19 protein-coding genes are annotated in these 19,868 nt (G+C 73.6%); 15 read left to right on the plus strand and 4 right to left on the minus strand.

The features are described 5' to 3' along the window. Nucleotides 1–191: 191 nt before the first annotated feature. Complete coding sequence (locus ACFV3E_RS09365; protein WP_500370470.1) at nucleotides 192–644, plus strand: GNAT family N-acetyltransferase; 453 nt, start codon at nucleotides 192–194, stop codon at nucleotides 642–644. 5 nt (nucleotides 645–649) lie between these two features. On the opposite strand, the gene ACFV3E_RS09370 is transcribed toward ACFV3E_RS09365, so the two are convergent. Next, the gene (locus tag ACFV3E_RS09370) at nucleotides 650–1,348 is read right to left on the minus strand and encodes a gamma-glutamyl-gamma-aminobutyrate hydrolase family protein (protein ID WP_500534148.1); all 699 of its coding nucleotides are present in this window, start codon (nucleotides 1,346–1,348) and stop codon (nucleotides 650–652) included. Nucleotides 1,349–1,453: 105 nt separating this feature from the next. Here ACFV3E_RS09370 and ACFV3E_RS09375 point away from each other — a divergent pair, with 105 nt between their 5' ends. Genes ACFV3E_RS09375 through ACFV3E_RS09390 form a run of 4 tightly spaced genes read left to right on the plus strand, consistent with a single transcriptional unit; the run spans nucleotide 1,454 to nucleotide 6,019 of the window. Further along, nucleotides 1,454–2,830 (plus strand): glutamine synthetase family protein, encoded by a 1,377-nt coding sequence (locus tag ACFV3E_RS09375; RefSeq protein ID WP_500534149.1) that lies wholly within the window; start codon nucleotides 1,454–1,456, stop codon nucleotides 2,828–2,830. An 8-nt stretch (nucleotides 2,831–2,838) separates the two neighbouring features. After that, on the plus strand, nucleotides 2,839–4,224 hold the full coding sequence (locus ACFV3E_RS09380) for an aldehyde dehydrogenase family protein (protein ID WP_500534150.1): 1,386 nt from the start codon (nucleotides 2,839–2,841) through the stop codon (nucleotides 4,222–4,224). Between the two features lie 8 nt (nucleotides 4,225–4,232). Continuing rightward, nucleotides 4,233–5,021, plus strand: coding sequence for an SDR family oxidoreductase (locus tag ACFV3E_RS09385; protein ID WP_499510896.1), 789 nt, complete (start codon nucleotides 4,233–4,235; stop codon nucleotides 5,019–5,021). Nucleotides 5,022–5,074: 53 nt separating this feature from the next. Then, nucleotides 5,075–6,019, plus strand: coding sequence for a DUF2510 domain-containing protein (locus ACFV3E_RS09390; RefSeq protein WP_500534266.1), 945 nt, complete (start codon nucleotides 5,075–5,077; stop codon nucleotides 6,017–6,019). A gap of 66 nt (nucleotides 6,020–6,085) precedes the next feature. Here the strand turns inward: ACFV3E_RS09390 and ACFV3E_RS09395 are convergent, their stop codons facing one another. Continuing rightward, on the minus strand, nucleotides 6,086–7,288 hold the full coding sequence (locus ACFV3E_RS09395) for an amino acid deaminase/aldolase (RefSeq protein ID WP_500534151.1): 1,203 nt from the start codon (nucleotides 7,286–7,288) through the stop codon (nucleotides 6,086–6,088). A 147-nt stretch (nucleotides 7,289–7,435) separates the two neighbouring features. Between ACFV3E_RS09395 and ACFV3E_RS09400 the strand changes: the two genes are divergently transcribed. Next, nucleotides 7,436–8,659, plus strand: a complete 1,224-nt coding sequence (locus ACFV3E_RS09400) for a hypothetical protein (protein ID WP_500534152.1) — start codon at nucleotides 7,436–7,438, stop codon at nucleotides 8,657–8,659. Beyond that, the gene (gene mycP / locus ACFV3E_RS09405) at nucleotides 8,656–9,852 is read left to right on the plus strand and encodes a type VII secretion-associated serine protease mycosin (protein ID WP_500534153.1); all 1,197 of its coding nucleotides are present in this window, start codon (nucleotides 8,656–8,658) and stop codon (nucleotides 9,850–9,852) included. The genes ACFV3E_RS09400 and mycP overlap by 4 nt, the downstream gene beginning before the upstream one ends. Here mycP and ACFV3E_RS09410 read toward each other — a convergent pair. Continuing rightward, nucleotides 9,818–10,705, minus strand: coding sequence for a serine hydrolase (locus tag ACFV3E_RS09410; RefSeq protein ID WP_500534154.1), 888 nt, complete (start codon nucleotides 10,703–10,705; stop codon nucleotides 9,818–9,820). The genes mycP and ACFV3E_RS09410 overlap by 35 nt on opposite strands. A gap of 187 nt (nucleotides 10,706–10,892) precedes the next feature. On the opposite strand from ACFV3E_RS09410, the gene ACFV3E_RS09415 reads away from it, so the two are divergent. Then, a complete protein-coding gene (locus ACFV3E_RS09415) occupies nucleotides 10,893–11,627 on the plus strand; it encodes an SseB family protein (protein WP_500534155.1) in 735 nt (244 codons plus the stop codon). Nucleotides 11,628–11,697: 70 nt separating this feature from the next. Here the strand turns inward: ACFV3E_RS09415 and ACFV3E_RS09420 are convergent, their stop codons facing one another. Next, nucleotides 11,698–12,075 (minus strand): DUF1844 domain-containing protein, encoded by a 378-nt coding sequence (locus ACFV3E_RS09420; protein ID WP_431960495.1) that lies wholly within the window; start codon nucleotides 12,073–12,075, stop codon nucleotides 11,698–11,700. A 334-nt stretch (nucleotides 12,076–12,409) separates the two neighbouring features. On the opposite strand from ACFV3E_RS09420, the gene infC reads away from it, so the two are divergent. From infC to pheT, 7 genes are all read left to right on the plus strand, one after another. After that, entirely contained in the window at nucleotides 12,410–13,093 is a 684-nt protein-coding gene (infC, locus tag ACFV3E_RS09425) for a translation initiation factor IF-3 (protein WP_500534267.1), read from the plus strand. A 120-nt stretch (nucleotides 13,094–13,213) separates the two neighbouring features. Continuing rightward, nucleotides 13,214–13,408 carry a 50S ribosomal protein L35 gene (gene rpmI / locus ACFV3E_RS09430; RefSeq protein WP_018564306.1) on the plus strand — a complete coding sequence of 65 codons (195 nt, stop codon included), beginning with the start codon at nucleotides 13,214–13,216 and terminating at the stop codon, nucleotides 13,406–13,408. A gap of 100 nt (nucleotides 13,409–13,508) precedes the next feature. After that, nucleotides 13,509–13,892 carry a 50S ribosomal protein L20 gene (gene rplT / locus ACFV3E_RS09435; RefSeq protein ID WP_018564305.1) on the plus strand — a complete coding sequence of 128 codons (384 nt, stop codon included), beginning with the start codon at nucleotides 13,509–13,511 and terminating at the stop codon, nucleotides 13,890–13,892. A gap of 106 nt (nucleotides 13,893–13,998) precedes the next feature. Further along, nucleotides 13,999–14,832, plus strand: coding sequence for a TrmH family RNA methyltransferase (locus ACFV3E_RS09440; protein ID WP_500534156.1), 834 nt, complete (start codon nucleotides 13,999–14,001; stop codon nucleotides 14,830–14,832). 45 nt (nucleotides 14,833–14,877) lie between these two features. Next, nucleotides 14,878–16,002: a sensor histidine kinase gene (locus tag ACFV3E_RS09445; protein ID WP_500534157.1), complete on the plus strand. Its 1,125-nt coding sequence runs from the start codon at nucleotides 14,878–14,880 to the stop codon at nucleotides 16,000–16,002. A 135-nt stretch (nucleotides 16,003–16,137) separates the two neighbouring features. Continuing rightward, the gene (pheS, locus tag ACFV3E_RS09450) at nucleotides 16,138–17,271 is read left to right on the plus strand and encodes a phenylalanine--tRNA ligase subunit alpha (protein WP_500534158.1); all 1,134 of its coding nucleotides are present in this window, start codon (nucleotides 16,138–16,140) and stop codon (nucleotides 17,269–17,271) included. Further along, entirely contained in the window at nucleotides 17,271–19,772 is a 2,502-nt protein-coding gene (gene pheT / locus ACFV3E_RS09455) for a phenylalanine--tRNA ligase subunit beta (protein ID WP_500370482.1), read from the plus strand. Before pheS ends, pheT begins: the two co-directional genes overlap by 1 nt. Nucleotides 19,773–19,868: the final 96 nt, after the last annotated feature.

Consider the following 19,868-nt stretch of genomic DNA (forward strand, 5'->3'; position numbering starts at 1 on the left):
CAGGCGCAAACAACCCGCACACAACCACAGGCCGCCCGGCGCAGCCGCCCGCAGGCGCAAACAACCCGCACACAACCACAGGCCGCCCGGCGCAGACGCCCGCGGGCGCAAACAACCCGCACACAACCACCAACCCGCACACAACAACCCGCCCCAAGGGGCACCCCCCGCAGAACATCTACGCTGCACGCATGAGCGACCTCCACTTCCGCCCCGTCACCCGCCACGACATCCCCGCCGTCGTGGCGATGTTCGCCGACGACGGCCTCGGCCGCGGCCGCGAGACCCCGGACGACCTGGAGCCCTACTACGCGGCGTACGAACGCGTCGTCGCCGACCCCGGGCAGCACGTGGTCGTCGCGGAGCGGGACGGCACGCTCGTCGGGGTGCTGCAGCTGTCGGTGATACCGGGGCTGTCACGGCGCGGCACGACGCGCTCCGTCATCGAGGCGGTCCGCGTGCACCGCGACGCCCGCGGCGGCGGCCTGGGGACGCTGATGATCGAGTGGGCGGTCGAGGAGTCCCGCCGCCTGGGGTGCACGCTGGTGCAGCTGACCTCGGACCGGGCCCGCGCCGACGCGCACCGCTTCTACGAGCGCCTCGGCTTCACCGCCTCGCACGTCGGCTTCAAGCTGCAGCTCTGACCGCTTCAAGCTGCAGCTGTGACCGCCGCGGCGACCAGCGCCCGCATCACCCGCTCGTCCTCGTCCATCTCGGGGTGCCACTGCACCCCCAGCACGAAGCGGTCGCCCGGCAGCTCCACGGCCTCCGGCGTGCCGTCCTCGGCGTGGGCGCCGACCACCAGCCCCCGGCCCAGGGCGTCCACCGCCTGGTGGTGGTACGTGGGCACCGTCATGGCCTCCGGCACCGCCTCCGCGTAGCGCGTGCCGGGGACGGGCTTGACGGTGTGGCCGCCGAACGCGCCCACCCGGGGGCCGCCGCGGTGACCGTCGATGTGCTGCACGAGCGTGCCGCCGAGGGCGACGTTGAGCAGTTGCATGCCCCGGCAGATGCCCAGCAGGGGCACCCCGGCGGCGAGGGCGGCGTCGAGGAGGGCGAGCTCCCAGGCGTCACGCTCCCGCGCGGGCGGGTCGGTGCGCGGGTCGGGCTCGGCGCCGTACCGCGCGGGCTCGACGTCCGGGCCGCCCGCGATCACCAGCCCGTCCAGCCGGGCCACGGCGTCCGCGGCGTGGGCGGGGTCGTCCGGCGGGAGCAGCGCGGCGAGGCCGCCGGAACGCCGTACGAGCAGCGGGTACCCGGCGGGGAGCAGGGCGGCGGGCAGGTCCCAGCCGCCCCAGCGGGCCGAGTCGACCCAGTAGGTGCTGACACCGATCAGCGGACGGGCCACGGGAGCCTCCCTGCGACGCGCGGATTTCTTCTTGCACCGTACCCAACTGGGCCCCGGGCCCGTACTTTTGGATCACCTGTCGGCCGGTAGGAGAGGTGATCACCCGTGGTGCACCGAACAGCCCCGCTCAGCACCGACGACCTGCGACGACGTGTCGACTCCGGAGAGATCGACACGGTGGTCGTCGCCTTCACCGACATGCAGGGCCGGCTGCAGGGCAAGAGGTTCGCCGCACGGCACTTCCTCGACGACGTCCTGGAGCACGGCACCGAGGGGTGCAACTACCTGCTGGCCGTCGACGCCGACATGAACACCGTGGACGGCTACGCCCTGTCCTCCTGGGAACGGGGCTACGGCGACTTCGCCATGCACCCCGACCTCGGCACCCTGCGGATCACCCCCTGGGACGCCGCCACCGCGCTCGTCATCGCCGACCTGCGGCTGCTGGACCACGGCTCCACGCCGGTGGCCCCCTCGCCCCGGCAGATCCTGCACCGCCAGACCGAGCGGCTCGCCGAGCGCGGCTGGTCCGCGTACGCGGGCACCGAGCTGGAGTTCATCGTCTTCAAGGACACCTACGAGCAGGCCTGGACGAACGGCTACCGCGACCTGACCCCCGCCAACCAGTACAACGTCGACTACTCCCTGCTCGGCACCGGCCGCGTGGAGCCGCTGCTGCGCCGCATCCGCAACGAGATGGGCGCCGCCGGGATGCGCGTGGAGTCCGCCAAGGGCGAGTGCAACCTCGGCCAGCACGAGATCGCCTTCCGCTACGACGAGGCCCTGGTCACCTGCGACCAGCACAGCGTCTACAAGACCGGAGCCAAGTCGATCGCCGCGCAGGAGGGGTACTCCCTCACCTTCATGGCGAAGTACAACGAACGCGAGGGCAACTCCTGCCACATCCACCTCTCGCTGCGCGACGAGGACGGGCGGCCGGTCTTCGCGGGCGACGAGCCGGGCGGCATGTCGGAGACGATGCGGCACTTCCTGGCCGGGCAGCTCGCCGCGCTGCGCGACTTCTCCCTGCTGTACGCGCCCAACATCAACTCCTACAAGCGGTTCCGGCCCGGCTCCTTCGCCCCCACCGCCGTCGCCTGGGGCCCGGACAACCGCACCTGCGCCCTGCGCGTGGTCGGGCACTCCCCGTCCGCGCTGCGCCTGGAGAACCGCGTGCCGGGCGGCGACGTCAACCCCTACCTCGCCGTCGCCGGGATGATCGCCGCCGGCCTGCACGGCGTGGAGCAGAAGCTCACCCTTCCCGAGCCCGTCACGGGCAACGCCTACGCCAGCGACGGCGTGGCGCACGTGCCGGCCACGCTGCGCGAGGCCGCCGAGCTGTGGGAGGCCAGCCCGATCGCCCGGGCGGCCTTCGGCGACGAGGTCGTCGAGCACTACCTGAACATGGCCCGCGTCGAACAGGACGCGTACGACACCGCCGTGACCGACTGGGAGCGCTACCGCTCCTTCGAACGCATGTGAGGCAGCGAGTGCCCGAAGCACCCGAACCGCTCGAAGCGCTGGACGTGCTGAACCCGGCCACCGAGGAGGTGATCGCCACCGTCCCCGCGGGCCGCCGGGAGGACGTCGACGCCGCCGTCACCCGCGCGGCCCGCGCCCAGACCGCCTGGGCGGCCCTGGCCCCGGCCGACCGCGCGCGGCTGCTGCGGCGTTTCGCGGCCGTGGTCGACGCGCACGTGGAGGAACTGGCCGCCCTGGAGGTGCGAGAGGCGGGCCACACGGTGGGCAACGCCCGCTGGGAGGCCGGCAACGTCCGCGACCTGCTCGACTACGCGGCGGGTGGCGTCGAACGGCTCAGCGGCCGGCAGATCCCGGTGCCCGGCGGCATCGACGTCACGTTCCTGGAACCGCTCGGCGTCGTCGGCGTCATCGCGCCCTGGAACTTCCCCCTGCCCATCGCCGCCTGGGGGACCGCCCCGGCGCTCGCGGCGGGCAACGCGGTGATCCTCAAGCCCGCCGAGACCACCCCGCTGACCGCGCTGCGCCTGGCGGACCTGGCACTGGAGGCGGGACTGCCCGAGCACCTCTTCCAGGTGCTGCCCGGCCGGGGCCCGGTCGCGGGGGCGGCCCTGGTCGAGCACCCGGGCGTCGCGAAGATCGTCTTCACCGGGTCGACCCGTGTCGGCAAGCAGATCATGGCCTCGTGCGCCGGCACGCTCAAGCGGGTCACCCTGGAGCTCGGCGGCAAGTCGCCGAACATCGTCTTCGCCGACGCGGACCTCGACAAGGCCGCGGCGACCGCCCCGATGGCCTTCCTCGACAACGCCGGGCAGGACTGCTGCGCCCGCACCCGGATCCTGGTCCAGCGCCAGGTGTACGACCGCTTCATGGAACTGCTGGAGCCCGCCGTCCTGGCCGTCGGCGTCGGCGACCCCGCCGACCCCGCGACCGGCATGGGCCCGCTCATCTCCGCCGTGCAGCGCGACCGGGTCCGCGCCCACGTGGCCCCCGACGCGCCCGTCGCGATCCGCGGCACGGCCCCGGAGGGCAAGGGCTTCTGGTACCCGCCGACCGTGCTGACCCCCGCCGACCCTGCCGAGCGCGTCGCGGTGGAGGAGGTCTTCGGCCCGGTGGCCGTCGTGCTGCCCTTCGAGGACGAGGCCGACGCGCTGCGCCTTGCCAACGGCACCCCGTACGGCCTGTCGGGCTCGATCTGGACCCGGGACGTCGGCCGCGCCCTGCGGCTGGCCCGGGGCACCGCCGCCGGCAACCTGTCGGTGAACTCCCACAGCTCGGTGCGCTACTGGACACCGTTCGGCGGGTTCAAGCAGTCGGGGCTCGGGCGCGAGCTCGGCCCGGACGCGCTGGCCGCCTTCACCGAGACCAAGAACGTCTTCATCAGCACGGAGGAGTGATCCCGGCAATGACGGAAGCAGAAGCAGTGGTGTGCCGCCGCCTGGTGGGCCGGACGGCGGTGGTCACCGGCGCCGGGAGCGGCATCGGGCTCGCCTCGGCGCGCCGGCTGGCCTCCGAGGGCGCGCACGTGGTGTGCGCCGACATCGACGAGGCCGCGGGCAAGGCGGCCGCCGAGGAGGTCGGCGGGCTGTTCGTCGAGGTCGACGTGACCGACGCCGGGCAGGTGGAGGCGCTGTTCAAGGCGGCGTACGACACCTACGGCTCGGTCGACGTCGCCTTCAACAACGCGGGCATCTCGCCCCCCGACGACGACTCGATCCTCACCACCGGCATCGACGCCTGGCGCCGCGTCCAGGAGGTCAACCTCACGTCGGTGTACCTGTGCTGCAAGGCGGCGCTGCCGTACATGCAGCGCCAGGGCAAGGGCTCGATCATCAACACCGCGAGCTTCGTGGCCGTCATGGGTGCGGCGACCTCGCAGATCTCGTACACCGCCTCCAAGGGCGGCGTGCTGGCGATGTCCCGCGAGCTGGGCGTGCAGTTCGCCCGGGAGGGCATCCGGGTCAACGCACTGTGCCCGGGGCCGGTCAACACCCCGCTGCTGCGGGAGCTGTTCGCCAAGGACCCGGAGCGCGCCGCGCGCCGCCTGGTGCACATCCCGGTGGGCCGCTTCGCGGAGGCGGAGGAGATCGCCGCCGCCGTGGCCTTCCTCGCCAGCGACGACGCGTCCTTCATCACCGGAGCGGAGTTCCTGGTGGACGGGGGCATCGCGGGGGCGTACGTGACCCCTCTGTGACCGGGTGACTGACGGGAATCTTAAGGCCCGGGCCTTAGGGTGACGCCGTGACCATGACGACCCCGCCCGGCTGGTACCCAGAGCCCGGGCAGACAGGCAACGGGCCCGCTCTGGAGCGCTGGTGGGACGGGACCGCGTGGACCGAGTACACCCGCACCGCCCCGCCCCCCGCCCCGGCGTTCGGCGCCGGGGCGCCGGGCTACCCGCAGTACCCCGGCGCGTTCCCCGCCGCTCCCCGCAAGCGGCGCGGCGGTCTGATAGCGATCGCCGTCGTCGCCGCGGTCGTGGTGGCCGGCGCGGTGATCGGAGGCGTCGTCGCCCTCGGCAGGGGCGGCGGCGACAGCGCGGACTCCGCCCGGCCGGCCCCCTCCCTCACGGCGCCCGGGCAGGGCCCGGAGGGCGACGACGGCGGCCCGGGCGGTGGGGGTCCGGACGGCGGCGGCCCGCAGGACGTGCCCAAGAGCGAGCCCGGCGTCGCCCTGGACGCCGTCGACGGCGTCAGCCTGCCCGTGCCCGACGGCTGGACCGGCTCCACCAGCCGGTACGGGCTCGCGGAACTCAGCGTGGGCGAGTACGCCTGCCCCGGCGACACCTCGAACACCTGCCTGCGCGGCGGCGTCTTCTCCATGCCCGCCTCGTCGGTGAAGCTGAAGTCCACCACCGCCGAGGCCGCGGCCAAGGAGGACATCGCCGGCAACGCCGAAGGGGCCTACGGCGGCAAGGTCTACGGCGACATCACCTCGCACACGCAGCTGCTGTCCAAGAAGGTCACGGTCGCCGGCGAGCAGGGCTACCTGGTGCGCTGGAAGGTCGTGACCGAAAGGGGCGACGACGGCTACGTCCAGTCGCTGGTGTTCCCCTCGCCGTCGGACCCCGACAGGCTCGTCCTGGTCCGCTACGGCTTCGACATCAACCCCAAGGCGCCCGGCCTCGCCGTGATGGACGAGATCACCAAGGGCATCAAGGCCTCGGGCTCCGGCGGCGGCACCGGCGTCTGACCGCCGCCCCCACGCGCGGGCGCCCCGGTCCGGTCCGTCCGGCCGGGGCGTCCGGGCGTCCGGGCGTCACAGGAACGTCTTGCCCTCGCCGCGGTACGTCGGCACCGCCCGCGCCACCCGGTCGCCCTCGACCAGCTGCAGCGTGTCGAAGCGCTCGCAGAGCTCGCCCGCCTTGGCGTGCCGGAACCACACCTTGTCACCGATGAGCAGGTCGTCGGCGGCCGTCCCGATCAGCGGCGTCTGCACCTCGCCCGGCCCCTCCTGATGGTCGTAGCGCAGCCCCTCCGGCAGGTGCGGCACCGGCAGCCGGTCCCGGCCCGCCGCGCCCGAGGCCGGGTAGCCGCCGCCGAGGACGGTGACGACGCCCACACCCGGGCGGCGCACCACGGGCTGCGCGAACAGCGCCGCCGGACGGCCCCGGAAGGAGGTGTAGTTGTCGAACAGCCGCGGCACGTACAGGCCCGACCCGGCGGCGATCTCCGTCACCGCGTCCTCGGCGGCCGTGCTCTGCACACTGCCCGTCCCGCCGCCGTTGACGAACTCCAGCCCGGGTGCCACCTCCCGCACCACCCGTACGACCTCCGCGCGCCGCGCCGCCAGCTCCCGGCGTGCCGTCGCCTGCATCAGCCGCACGGCGCGCGAGCGCAGCGGCCGGCCGGTGACCGAGTCGCCGACGCCGGCCACATGGCCCTCGTACGCCATGATCCCCACCAGCCTGAACCCGGGCCGCCGGGACACCTCGCGGGCCAGCGCGGCCATCTGCTCGGGCTGGTGGAGCGGGGAGCGCAGCGCCCCGATGCGGAGCCGGCCCCCCAGCATCTTCAGCGAGGTGTCCAGTTCCAGGCAGACCCGGACGATCTCGGAGCCGCCCGCGCGCGAGGAGTCGATGAGGTCGAGCTGCGCCGCGTCGTCGACCATGACGGTCACCGCGGCCGCCAGCTTCGGGTCCGCGGCCAGCTCCGCGTAGCCGGAACGATCCGCCGACGGGTACGCCAGCAGGACGTCGTCGAAGCCCGACCGCGCCAGCCACAGCGACTCGGCGAGGGTGAACGACATGATCCCCTCGAAGCCGTCCCGCTCCAGCACCCGCTCCAGGAGCGCGCGGCAGCGGACCGACTTGGACGCCACCCGGATCGGCTTGCCGCCCGCCCTGCGGACCAGGTCGTCCGCGTTGGCGTCGAACGCCTCCAGGTCCACGATCGCCACCGGTGCGTCGAGGTGGGCGGTGGCCCGGTCGTACCGGGCGCGAGCTGCTCCGCGATCAGACATGCGCGAAGCTTGCCAGAATGCCCCTACCGAGCGGTAGGGGCAAGTGATCCGTACTGACGCGTCGTGACGTCGCCGCGCCCAGTAGAGTGACGCCGCAGTCCATCGTGTGAACGGGCCGACCGCCGTGCGGCCGTGAGGGGGCACCGGGTGAGCGCCGGTTTCGACAGCGGGGGAGCGACCCCCCGGCCGAGCTGGTCCCCTCCGCACCCCATACCGCCGCCCCCGGGCACCGCCCCGCACACCTCCGCCCCGGCCCACTGGGCCGCCACCGCCGCCCCCGGCCGGGCGTCCGCGCCCTGGGCCGCCGCGGGCCCCGCCGCGTCCGGCGAGCCGGAGGGCGGGCTGCCCCAGGAGCTGTACGGCACGACCCCCGCGCCGGCGCCCCCGTACCCGTGGCCCGCAGGCGAGCGGGGCCCCGTCGGCGTCGCCTACCCGGCCGGCCCCGTACCGCCCCCGCCGCCCTCGGCCGTGCCCGGCGTGCCGCCCGTGCCCGGGCATCCCCCGGCCGCGGCCTGGTCCTCGCCCGTCCCGCCCTCCGCGCCGCCGCCGCACCCTCCCCGGCCGTCGCACGCGCCCTCGCACGCCGGCCGGGCACGGCCGCGTACGGCCGCCGCCGCCCTGTGCCTGGTGCTGGGCCTCGGCCTCCTCGGCGGCGCCGGCGCCGGGATGTGGATCAACCACGACCCGGCCGCGCCCACGCCCACGGCGGCGGAGGCGAGCAGGCGCGACTTCGCCCTCGCGCGCGGCCTGTGGCACAGCACGCCCGTCGACAGGCTCTTCCCGCCCACCCTGCACGGCAAGGGCCTCGGCCCGGGCGGCGCCGAACGCACCTGGACGCGGATCGGCGTGGCGCCGGCCGGGGACTGCCAGGAGGCCTTCGACCCGCAGCTGGCCAAGGTGCTGCGCCCCGCGGGCTGCGTGAAGCTGCTGCGCGCCACGTACACCGACGCCACGTCGAGCGCCGTGACCACGGTCGGACTGCTCGTCACGAAGGCGGACGCCCCCGTGATGCGGAAACTGCGCGACCGCTGGTCCGCCGAACGCCTCGGATCCCGGGCGGATCTGATGCCCCGTCCGGTCGCCTTCCCGGGCACCGTCTCGGCCGGCTTCGGCGACCGCCAGCGCGCCAGCTGGACGGTCACGGTCGCCGCCGACCTCCCCGTCGTCGTGTACGCGGTGAGCGGCTTCGCCGACGACCGCGAGATCGCCGCTCCGCAGCCCGCCGCCTCGGCTGTCACCGCGGGTGCCACGGCCGCGCCCGCCCAGGCCGGACTCGGCCACGAGGCCGATGCCCTGGCCGACGCCGTCGACAGCCGGGCCCGCCGTGCCGCGCGCTCGCTGACCGCCACCCCGACGGGAGGTTCCGGATGAGGCGACTGGCCACCGGGATGGCCGCCGCCGCGGCCCTCGCCCTGCTGCCCGTCGTCCCGGCCCACGCCGACGCCGTACGCGACGCGGACTGGGCGCTGGACGCGCTGCACGCACAGGAGGCCTGGCAGCGGACGAAGGGCGCGGGCGTCACCGTCGCCGTCCTCGACACGGGCGTGGACGGCACCCACCCGGACCTGACCGGGCAGGTCCTCAAGGGCAAGGACATGGTCGGCTTCGGGGCGCGCCGCGGCGACAGCGCCTGGGCCCGGCACGGCACCGGCATGGCCGGGATCATCGCCGGCCACGGCCACGGCCCCGGCGGTTCGGACGGCGTGCTGGGCATCGCCCCGGAGGCCAGGATCCTGCCGGTGCGGGTGATCCTGGAGGACAAGGACCCGCAGCGGAAGAAGGCCCGCACCACGCGCGGCAGCGCCCTCGCCGACGGCATCCGGTGGGCCGCCGACCACGGCGCCGACGTCATCAACCTCTCCCTCGGCGACGACAGCCGCACCGCCCATCCCGAGGCGCAGGAGGACGACGCGATCCAGTACGCCCTCCGCAAGGGCGTGGTCGTCGTCGCCTCCTCGGGGAACGGCGGCGAGCAGGGCAACCGGGCCTCCTACCCCGCGGCGTACCCGGGCGTCATCGCGGTGGCCGCCGTCGACCGCTACGGCTCCCGCGCCTCCTTCTCCACCCGCCGCTGGTACGCGACGGTCGCCGCGCCCGGTGTCGACGTCGTGATCGCCGACCCCAACCGCCGCTACTACGAGGGCTGGGGCACCAGCACCGCCTCCGCCTACGTGTCGGGCACCGCCGCACTCGTCCGCTCCGCCTACCCCCGGCTCAGCCCCGCCCAGGTGAAGCGGCTGCTGGAGGACTCGGCGCGCAACACCCCGGCGGAAGGCCGCGACGACGCCGTCGGGTACGGACTGGTCGACCCCGCGGCGGCGCTGAAGGCGGCGGCGAAGCTCAAGCCCGAGGGCGCCGTGCCGAGCGCCGCCCCCTACGCGCGCAAGTACTTCGGCGCCGGTCCCGACGCGGCGAAGGCGGCCGCGGCCGCCGAGGGGGACGCCCTGGGCGACGGCATCGCCGTGGCCTTCGCGGTCGCCGGCACCGGACTGGTCGCGGCGGCCGCCCTGTTGTGGCTGCGGCCCCGGCTCACGACGCCCCGGAACGGCCGGCGGCGCGGCTGAACGCGTCCACCGCCGCCCGTGCGGCCCGTTCCACCAGCGTGATGCCCGCGGCCTGGGTCGTACTGCCGCGGGAGACCACGGCGACCAGGTAGGTCCGGCCGCCCGCCCGGACCCGCCCGATGCTGTTGATGTCCCACAGCCCGGTCGTACTCCGTTGCAGCCAGCCGTTCTTGACCTCGAACGAGCCGTCCGCCGCGGTCGGCACGCCCCAGGTCTGCGCGGCCGAGACGCGGCCCATCAGCCGCCGCACGTACGCGCGGGACGTCGCGTCGAGGGCGCCGTCGGTGCCGAACACCCGCTGCAGCAGGGTGAGCTGGTCGGCCGCCGTGGTCTGGGTCAGTCCCCACAGCAGCCCGCTGCCCGCCGTGGTCGAGGTGAGCCCGAGGCGGCGGTTGGCGGCGTCCAGCCCGGGGCCCTGGCCTATCGCCCGCCACAGCGCGGTGGCCGCGGCGTTGTCGCTGTTCTCGATCATCACCTCGGCCCGGGCCTCCTCCTGGGCCGTCAGGTCCCGTCCCGCGTCCTGCGCCTGGAGCAGCAACGCCGCCAGGATGTCGACCTTGACGATGCTCGCCGTGTCGTACAGCCCGTCCCCGTGCACCGCCCGGGCGCCCGAGGCGGTGTCCAGGACCGCCACGGAGCAGTGCGCCCTCGGGTCCCCCGACACGTCCCGCAGCGCCGTCTCCAGCACCTCGCTCCACACCACCTGGGGCTCCCTGCTCGCCTTCACGATCGCCACGTTCGCCGCCGCCCCGCCGGTCCCGGCCGCGGTGAGCGCCGCCGTGCGCGGCGGCGACGCCGACCCGTACGTCACCGTGCCGAGCACGGCGCACGCCAGGAAGGCGGTCGCGGTCACACCGCGCACGATGCCGCGCGGGGCGCGGGGGACACGGGCAGCTGCGCCCGCACGGCCGGGACGCCGTGCGGCGGGTTTCTCGGAAGCCATGCCCACGGAAGCTAGGGACGGAAACTGCGCGGTCCGTGAGAGGCGGATGAAGGGGGCGTAAGAAATCTCCGCCCGGTACCCCGGATACCCTCGGCAGGTGGCTCTCAAGAACATCCCCGACCCCGGTTTCTCCGACGACGACGGCACCGCCGACCCCCGGCTCGCGGCGGCGCTCGCCGCCTACGACGCCGACCCGTCGGCCGAACCGGAGGTGCTCGCCGCCCTCCCGGGCGCGCGCTTCCTGGTGCCGGTGGTGGCGCTGCTCGGGGAGGTCGAGGAGGGCCCCGGAGGGCTGCGCCGCGAGAAGAGCAGCGACATGGCGGTGCCCACCATCCAGGCGGCCGACGGACGCAGGGCGCTGCCGGCCTTCACCTCCACCGAGGCCCTCGCGCGCTGGCGGCCGGACGCGCGGCCGGTGGCCGTACCGCTGGGCCAGGCGTTGCAGGCGCTGGCGCACGAGAAGGCCGACACCCTGCTGATCGACATGGCCGGGCCCGTGCCGTACGCGCTGACCGGTGCCGCGCTGCGTGCCGTCGCCTCGGGCCGCGCGGGCGCGGACCCGCTGGCCGACCCGGCGGTCCGTGCGGCGCTGCGGGCCGCGGTGGGGGCGGCGCCGGAGGTGGTCCGCGCGCACCTGGTCCCCTCCGCCGGTTCCGACGGCACGCTGGGACTGGTCCTGGACCCGGGCGCCGACGTGCGTCAGGTCGCCCAACGCGTCTCGACGACGCTCGCGGCGGACGAGGTGCTCCGCGGCGCGCTCGTGCGCGGCATCGAACTGGCGCTGCTCCCCGCCGACACCAGGCTGCCCGGCGAACCGCTCTTCACGCGCTGACGGCGCCGCCCCACCAGGGGGCGGCGCCGTCAGGAGCGCGGGGTGCGGGTGCGGGGTGCGGGTGCGGGGACTAGCCGTGGACCGGGCCGGTGAACTTCTCGCCCGGGCCCTCGCCCGGCGCGTCGGGGACGACGGACTCCTCGCGGAAGGCGAGCTGCAGCGACTTCAGGCCGTCCCGCAGCGGAGCGGCGTGGTAGGAGCCGATCTCGGTCGCGCCGGCGGTGACCAGGCCGGCCAGCGCGGTGATCAGCTTGCGTGCCTCGTCGAGGTCCTTGTGCCGCTCGCCGTCCTCCGCGAGGCCGAGGTTCACCGCCGCCGCGCTCATCAGGTGCACCGCGACCGTGGTGATCACCTCGACCGCCGGGACGTCCGCGATGTCGCGGGTCAGCGTGTCGAAGTCGGGGCGGTCCGCGGAGGGGGACTCGTGCTGGGGGCTGGCGTCACTCATGCCTCACACGATAGGGCCACGTCGGCCGATTACGGTCTGCGGTCGGACGCTGGTATGCTTGACGATCGACCGGCTGGACACCCCGTGGACGTCATGGAAACGGAGCGTTCCAGCCCACAAGTGGAGGCTCCGATCTCCCACCTTGCCGACTCTTCAAGGGCGGCGGGTCACCGGTCAGGTGCCGTGTCCCCGAGGACAGGGCGCCCGATGCGCCCCGCGGGGAATTCCGCGGCGGTGCTCCCGGTTGTTGGAGCATCCGCCTGTGACCCGTATGGGGCGTTTTTTGACGTCTCCTCACGGGCCGGACCAAGTTTCAGACGTTACGCGGCTGTCAATCCAGTCAGACGCGTGGTGCTACCGAGGAGGCCCCATCAGCGCCGAGCCCCGCATCAACGACCGGATTCGCGTCCCCGAGGTGCGACTCGTCGGTCCCAGTGGCGAGCAGGTCGGCATCGTGCCGCTTGCCAAGGCACTGGAGCTTGCGCAGGAGTACGACCTCGACCTGGTCGAGGTGGCGGCGACCGCGCGCCCGCCGGTCTGCAAGCTCATGGACTACGGCAAGTTCAAGTACGAGTCGGCCATGAAGGCCCGTGAAGCGCGCAAGAACCAGGCGCACACGGTCATCAAGGAGATGAAGCTCCGGCCGAAGATCGATCCGCACGACTATGACACCAAGAAGGGTCATGTCGTCCGGTTCCTCAAGCAGGGCGACAAGGTCAAGATCACGATCATGTTCCGCGGTCGTGAGCAGTCGCGCCCGGAACTGGGCTTCCGACTGCTGCAGCGGCTCGCCGACGACGTCCAGGACCTGGGCTTCGTGGAGTCCTCGCCGAAGCAGGACGGCCGCAACATGATCATGGTCCTCGGTCCGCACAAGAAGAAGACCGAGGCGATGGCCGAAGCCCGCGAGGCGCAGGCCGCCCGCAAGGCCGGTCGCCTGCCGAGGGACCCCGATGATCAGGAGCAGGAGTCGGAGGAGCAGGAGCACGTGCAGGACGCTCCCGCCGACGCCAGCTGACGCCGTCCGACGGCGTTTGCCAGGACCCGGAGTTCCGCTCCGGGTAACGCAATGAAGGACTGACGCTCTCCGTCCGCTCCAGGGCGGACGGGAGGGCCAGCGACGAGGAGACTACGGCGCATGCCGAAGAACAAGACCCACAGCGGTGCGAGCAAGCGATTCAAGATCACCGGCTCCGGCAAGGTGATCCGCGAGCGCGCCGGCAAGCGCCACCTGCTTGAGCACAAGCCGTCGACGAAGACCCGTGCCCTCACCGGCACTGTCGTCCTGGCCAAGCCCGACGCCAAGAAGATCAAGAAGCTTCTCGGCAAGTGACGGCACGCCCCCTTCGACCAGGGGGCGCGATGCTGGACCGGGACCCATTCGTTTTCGGGCCGTGTGAGCACCCCCACGGTCCCTTAGAAGGAGTTATCTAGTGGCACGCGTCAAGCGGGCAGTCAACGCCCAGAAGAAGCGCCGGGCGATCCTCGAGCAGGCCAGCGGTTACCGCGGCCAGCGTTCCCGCCTGTACCGCAAGGCGAAGGAGCAGGTCACCCACTCCCTCGTCTACAACTACAACGACCGCAAGAAGCGCAAGGGCGACTTCCGTCAGCTGTGGATCCAGCGCATCAACGCCGCTGCCCGCGCCAACGGCATCACCTACAACCGCTTCATCCAGGGTCTGAAGGCCGCCAACGTCGAGGTCGACCGCAAGATCCTCGCCGAGCTGGCCGTGAACGACGCCAACGCGTTCGCCGCGCTGGTCGAGGTGGCCCAGAAGGCCCTGCCGAGTGACGTCAACGCCCCCAAGGCGGCCTGACCCACGCTCTTCCGGACCCGCAGGCCGTGTGCCTGCGGGTCCGTGCTGCGTCCCGGAGCGCCGCGCCGCGCGTCCGGCCGGACCCGACCGAAGTGAGTGCACCCCCATGCCCGGCCCCGAGCTGACCTCTCTGCGATCTCCCCGCGTCGTCGCCGCGCGGCGGCTGGCCAAGCGCAGCTTCCGCGGCAAGGAGCGGCGCTTCCTCGCCGAGGGTCCGCAAGCCGTGCGCGAGGCCATGGCGCACCTGGTCGAGGTCTACGTCACGCCCGAGGCCGCCGCCCGGCACGAGGGGATCGTCGCCGCGGCCCACGCCGCCCGGGTGCCCGTGTTCACCGCGACCGACGAGGTCGTCGCGGAGATGTCGGACACCGTCACCCCGCAGGGGATCATCGGCCTGTGCCGCTTCCTGGACACCCCGTTCGAGGAGGTGCTGCGCGGCCGGCCGAAGCTCGTCGCCGTCCTGGCGCACGTGCGCGACCCCGGCAACGCCGGCACCGTGCTGCGCTGCGCGGACGCCGCCGGGGCGGAGGCGGTCGTCCTCACCGACGCCTCCGTCGACCTGTACAACCCCAAGGCCGTACGGGCCTCCGTCGGCAGCCTCTTCCACCTGCCGGTCGCCGTCGGCGTCCCCATGGAGACGGTGGTCGACGGCCTGCGCGGGGCGGGCGTCCGGCTGCTCGCCGCCGACGGCGCGGGGGAGCGCGACCTGGACGCGGAACTGGACGAGGGCACGATGGGCGGCCCCACGGCCTGGATCTTCGGCAATGAGGCCTGGGGTCTGCCGGAGGATACCCGCGCACTCGCGGACGAAGTGGTGCGCGTGCCCATCCACGGCCGCGCCGAGAGCCTCAACCTCGCCACGGCCGCCGCCGTGTGCCTCTACGCCTCCGCCCGCGCGCAGCGTGCTCCCGGAGGGTGCCGCTCCGTAACGATGAGCTAGTAGTGTGACGCCCTCGGGGACCGCCTTGGAGAGGGGGTTACGGGGATGGACGTCAGGACGACCGGCGGCACGCCGCCGAGCGCGCCGGAGGGCTGGCCGACTGTCCTGACCGAACTCGGCATCACGCCCGACGAGCTCCCGGACGGCCTCGTCGTCGCCGACGAGCACGGACTCGTCCTCTGCTTCAACGCCGCCGCCGCCCGGATCACCGCGCTCGACCCCGCCGACGTCCTCGGCCGCCCCCTCGAGCAGGCGCTGCCCCTGGAGGACCTGGACGGACGCCGCTGGTGGCAGCTCACCGACCCGTACGCGGGCCTGGCCACCCGCACCGGGCAGCCCGAGCGCAACCTGCTGCTCCCCGGCGGACGCGAGGTGCTGGTCTCCGCCAGGTACGTCCGCGACCACCCCACCGGCCCGGTGCGCCGGCTGGTCGTCGCGCTGCGCGGCACCGAGGCGCGGCGGCGCACCGAGCGCAGCCACGCCGAACTGATCGCCACCGTCGCGCACGAGCTGCGCTCCCCGCTCACCTCCGTCAAGGGCTTCACCGCCACCCTGCTGGCGAAGTGGGAACGCTTCACCGAGGACCAGAAGAAGCTCATGCTGGAGACCGTGCACGCCGACGCCAACCGCGTCACCCGGCTGATCGCCGAGCTGCTCGACATCTCCCGCATCGACTCCGGCCGCCTTGAGGTGCGCCGCCAGCCGGTCGACATCGCCGCCGCGGTGCGGCGCCACGTGGACGCCCTCGTCGCCGCCGGACAGCCCCCGGACCGCTTCGCCGTCCGGGTGACCACGTCGCTGCCGTCGCTGTGGGCCGACCCCGACAAGGTCGACCAGATCCTGGGGAACCTGCTGGAAAACGCCGTGCGCCACGGCGAGGGAACTGTCACCATTGACGTAGCACCTTCGTCGTCACCGCGCGAGCGCGGATGGTCCGGAACGGCAGTGACCGTGAGCGACGAGGGCCCCGGCATCCCGGAGGAGTCCATGAACCGCGTCTTCACCCGCTTCTGGCGGGGCAGCAAACGCGGTGGCACGGGCCTGGGCCTCTACATCGTCAAGGGCATCGTCGAGGCCCACGGCGGAACGATCACGGTGGGTCGCGCGCCCGGGAAGGGCGCCCAGTTCCGATTTATTCTGCCCGTCGGGGCGCCGGCCTTCACGGTCTGAGCATCGCGTGGTGATCCACCGGCCCCGACGGGCGTGACCAGCCTTTCCCCGTGGCCCCGATAGACTCGACCCTTGGCATTCAGCGGTCGGGCAGGCAGGTCGGCCACGCCATCACCCACATCGGAACGGGAAGAAATGTCGGCACCGAACAAGTCGTACGACCCTGTCGAGGTCGAGGCACTGAAACCGGAAGAGATCGAGCGCCGGCGCGACGAGGCGCTCGCCGCGATCGCGGAGGCCGCCGACCTTGACGCGCTGCGCGAGGTCAAGGTCGCCCACACCGGGGACCGCTCGCCGCTCGCCCTCGCCAACCGTGAGATCGGCGCACTGCCGCCGCACGCCAAGGCGGACGCGGGCAAGCGCGTCGGCCAGGCCCGCGGCACGGTCAACCAGGCGCTCAAGGCCCGGCAGGAGGTGCTGGAGAGCGAGCGCGACGAGCGTGTGCTGGTCGAGGAGGCGGTGGACGTCACCCTGCCGTACGACCGTGTCCCGCGCGGTGCCCGGCACCCGCTGACCACGCTCTCCGAGCGCATCGAGGACGTCTTCGTGGCCATGGGCTACGAGGTGGCCGAGGGCCCCGAGGTCGAGGCCGAGTGGTTCAACTTCGACGCCCTCAACATCTGGGCGGACCACCCGGCCCGCACCATGCAGGACACCTTCTTCGTCGAGGGCGACAAGCCCGCGGGCTCCGGCCCGGAGGAGAGCGGCGTCGTGCTGCGCACCCACACCTCCCCGGTGCAGATCCGCTCCCTGCTCGACCGCGAGCCGCCGGTCTACGTGATCTGCCCCGGCCGGGTCTACCGCTCCGACGAGCTGGACGCCACCCACACCCCGGTGTTCAACCAGGTCGAGCTGCTCGCCGTCGACGAGGGCCTGACCATGGCCGACCTCAAGGGCACCCTGGACCACATGGTCCAGTCGCTCTTCGGCGAGGACATCACGACCCGGCTCCGCCCGAACTACTTCCCCTTCACCGAGCCGTCCGCCGAGATGGACATGGTCTGCTACGTCTGCCGCGGCGAGTCCGTCGGCAACCCGGACCGTCCCTGCCGCACCTGCGGCAGCGAGGGCTGGATCGAGCTCGGCGGCTGCGGCATGGTCAACCCCCGGGTGCTCACCGCCTGCGGTGTCGACCCGGAGAGGTACAGCGGCTTCGCCTTCGGCTTCGGCATCGAGCGCATGCTGATGTTCCGTCACAACGTCGAGGACATGCGAGACATCGTCGAGGGTGACGTGCGCTTCACCCTTCCGTTCGGGATGGAGATCTGATGCGGGTCCCGCTTTCTTGGCTGCGGGAGTACGTCGACCTGCCCGCCGGCGAGTCCGGCCGCGACGTCCAGGCCAAGCTCATTTCCGCCGGCCTCGAGGTCGAGACCGTCGAGCAGCTCGGCGCCGGGCTCAAGGGCCCGCTGGTCGTCGGCAAGGTGCTCACCATCGAGGAGCTGAGCGGCTTCAAGAAGCCGATCCGCTTCTGCACCGTCGACGTCGGCACCGCGAACGGCACCGGCGAGCCGCAGGAGATCGTCTGCGGCGCGAGCAACTTCGCCGTCGGCGACAAGGTCGTCGTCATCCTCCCCGGTGGCGTGCTGCCCGGTAACTTCGAGATCTCCGCGCGCAAGACCTACGGCCGCAACTCGCACGGCATGATCTGCTCCGCCCGCGAGCTCGGCATGGGCGACGACCACGACGGCATCATCGTGCTCCCGCCGGAGCACGAGGCCGGCACCGACGCCATAGAGCTCCTGGAGCTCGTCGACGAGGTGCTGGACATCGCGGTCACCCCGGATCGCGGCTACTGCCTGTCCCTGCGCGGCGTCGCCCGCGAGGCCGCCATCGCCTACGGCCTGCCGCTGCGCGACCCGGCGCTGCTCGACGTGCCCGGCCCGAACTCCTACGGCTACGAGGTGCGGGTCGCCGACCCGGTCGGCTGCGACCGCTTCACCGCGCGCACCGTCACCGGCCTGGACCCGGAGGCCGGCTCGCCGATCTGGCTGCAGCGCAGGCTGCAGAAGGCCGGCATGCGCCCGATCTCGCTCGCCGTGGACGTCACCAACTACGTGATGCTGGAGCTGGGCCAGCCCCTGCACGCGTACGACCGGCACCGCATCGAGGGCGCCATCGGCGTCCGCAGGGCCCAGCCGGGCGAGAAGCTGACCACGCTCGACGGCCAGGTCCGCGTCCTGGACCCCGAGGACCTGGTGATCACCGACAACCGCGGGCCGATCGGCCTGGCCGGGGTCATGGGCGGCGCCAACACCGAGATCGACGACACCGGCGCCTCGACGACCGACGTCGTCATCGAGGCGGCGCACTTCGACCCGGTCGCCATCGCCCGCACCGCGCGCCGCCACAAGCTGTCCTCCGAGGCGTCCAAGCGCTTCGAGCGCGGCGTGGACCCGCAGGCCGCGGCCGCCGCCGCGCAGCGCACCGTCGACCTGCTGGTGCTCCTCGCGGGCGGCACCGCCGAGGCGGGCGTCACCGAGGTCATCGCGCCCTCGGCGCCGCACACGCTCACCATCCCCGCCGACCACCCGGACAAGGTGGCGGGCATGGCGTACGGCCGCGAGACCGTGGTGCGCCGGCTGCAGCAGGTCGGCTGCGACGTCTACGGCGCCGACGAGCTGATCGTCACCGTGCCGTCGTGGCGGCCCGACCTGCGCGACCCCAACGACCTCGCCGAGGAGGTCATCCGGCTGGAGGGCTACGAGAACCTGCCCTCCACCCTGCCGAACCTGCCCTCCGGCCGCGGTCTGACCGAGTCGCAGAAGCTGCGCCGCCGGGTCGGCCGGGCGCTCGCCGGGGCCGGCTACGTCGAGGTGCAGAACTACCCGTTCCTCGGCGAGGCCGTCTTCGACCAGCTCGGTCTCGACGCGGACGACCCGCGCCGCATCACCGTCAAGCTGGCCAACCCGCTGTCGGACGAGGAGCCCGCTCTCCGCACGTCCATGCTCCCCGGCCTGCTCGGCGCCCTGCGCCGCAACGCCGGGCGCGGCGCGCACGACCTCGCGCTCTTCGAGACCGGACTGGTCTTCCGCCCCAGCGGCGAGGAGCCCGCGCCGCCGCGGCTGCCGGTCGACCGGCGACCGACCGACGCCGAGATCGCCGCGCTGGACGCCGCCCTGCCGCGGCAGCCGCGGCGCGTCGCCGTCGTCCTGGCCGGAGCCCGTGAGCAGGCCGGCTGGTGGGGCGCGGGCCGTCCCACGGGGTCGGCCGACGCGATCGAGGCGGGCCGGATCGTCGCCCGCGAGGCCGGGGTCGAGCTGATCGTCCGCCAGGACCAGCAGGCGCCCTTCCACCCGGGCCGCTGCGCCGCACTCCTCGCGGTCGTCGACGGCGAGGAGGTGCTGGTCGGCAACGCCGGCGAGCTGCACCCCCGGGTGATCAAGGCGCTGCACCTGCCGGAGCGCACCTCCGCCATGGAGCTCGACCTCGACCGCCTGGAGCGCGCCGCCGGCGGACCGGTCGTCGCGCCCCGTGTGTCCACCTTCCCGGTGGCCACCCAGGACGTCGCCCTGGTCGTGGACGCCTCCGTCCCGGCCGCCGAGGTGGAGGGCGCCCTGCGCTCCGGCGCCGGCGAACTGCTCGAATCGCTGCGGCTGTTCGACATCTTCACCGGTGAGCAGATCGGCGCGGGCAAGAAGTCGCTGGCCTACAGCCTGCGCTTCCGCGCCCCGGACCGTACGCTCACCGCGGAGGAGGCCTCCGCGGCCCGTGACGCCGCCGTCGCCGCCGCGGCGGAGAGCACGGGAGCGGCCCTGCGCGGCGCCTGAGGCGCACGCATGCGGGTCCCTGTGGGGCGCCCCCGGTCCGCCGGGTGCGCCCCACCGGCGTTCCCACCGGTCACGTAGCCCGATCGGGTGAAATGG

Origin of the sequence: Streptomyces sp. NPDC059718, from assembly GCF_042733315.1 — a bacterium.
Lineage (GTDB): Bacteria > Actinomycetota > Actinomycetes > Streptomycetales > Streptomycetaceae > Actinacidiphila.

Excerpts from the sequence above, each read along its gene's own strand:
- pheS (WP_500534158.1), top strand. The coding sequence starts at position 16,138 with ATGTCGGCACCGAACAAGTCGTACGACCCTGTCGAGGTCGAGGCACTG.
- ACFV3E_RS09395 (WP_500534151.1), bottom strand. The coding sequence starts at position 7,288 with ATGTCTGATCGCGGAGCAGCTCGCGCCCGGTACGACCGGGCCACCGCC.
- ACFV3E_RS09445 (WP_500534157.1), top strand. The coding sequence starts at position 14,878 with ATGGACGTCAGGACGACCGGCGGCACGCCGCCGAGCGCGCCGGAGGGC.
- ACFV3E_RS09385 (WP_499510896.1), top strand. The coding sequence starts at position 4,233 with ATGACGGAAGCAGAAGCAGTGGTGTGCCGCCGCCTGGTGGGCCGGACG.
- ACFV3E_RS09365 (WP_500370470.1), top strand. The coding sequence starts at position 192 with ATGAGCGACCTCCACTTCCGCCCCGTCACCCGCCACGACATCCCCGCC.
- pheT (WP_500370482.1), top strand. The coding sequence starts at position 17,271 with ATGCGGGTCCCGCTTTCTTGGCTGCGGGAGTACGTCGACCTGCCCGCC.
- ACFV3E_RS09440 (WP_500534156.1), top strand. The coding sequence starts at position 13,999 with ATGCCCGGCCCCGAGCTGACCTCTCTGCGATCTCCCCGCGTCGTCGCC.
- rpmI (WP_018564306.1), top strand. The coding sequence starts at position 13,214 with ATGCCGAAGAACAAGACCCACAGCGGTGCGAGCAAGCGATTCAAGATC.
- mycP (WP_500534153.1), top strand. The coding sequence starts at position 8,656 with ATGAGGCGACTGGCCACCGGGATGGCCGCCGCCGCGGCCCTCGCCCTG.
- ACFV3E_RS09420 (WP_431960495.1), bottom strand. The coding sequence starts at position 12,075 with ATGAGTGACGCCAGCCCCCAGCACGAGTCCCCCTCCGCGGACCGCCCC.
- ACFV3E_RS09390 (WP_500534266.1), top strand. The coding sequence starts at position 5,075 with ATGACGACCCCGCCCGGCTGGTACCCAGAGCCCGGGCAGACAGGCAAC.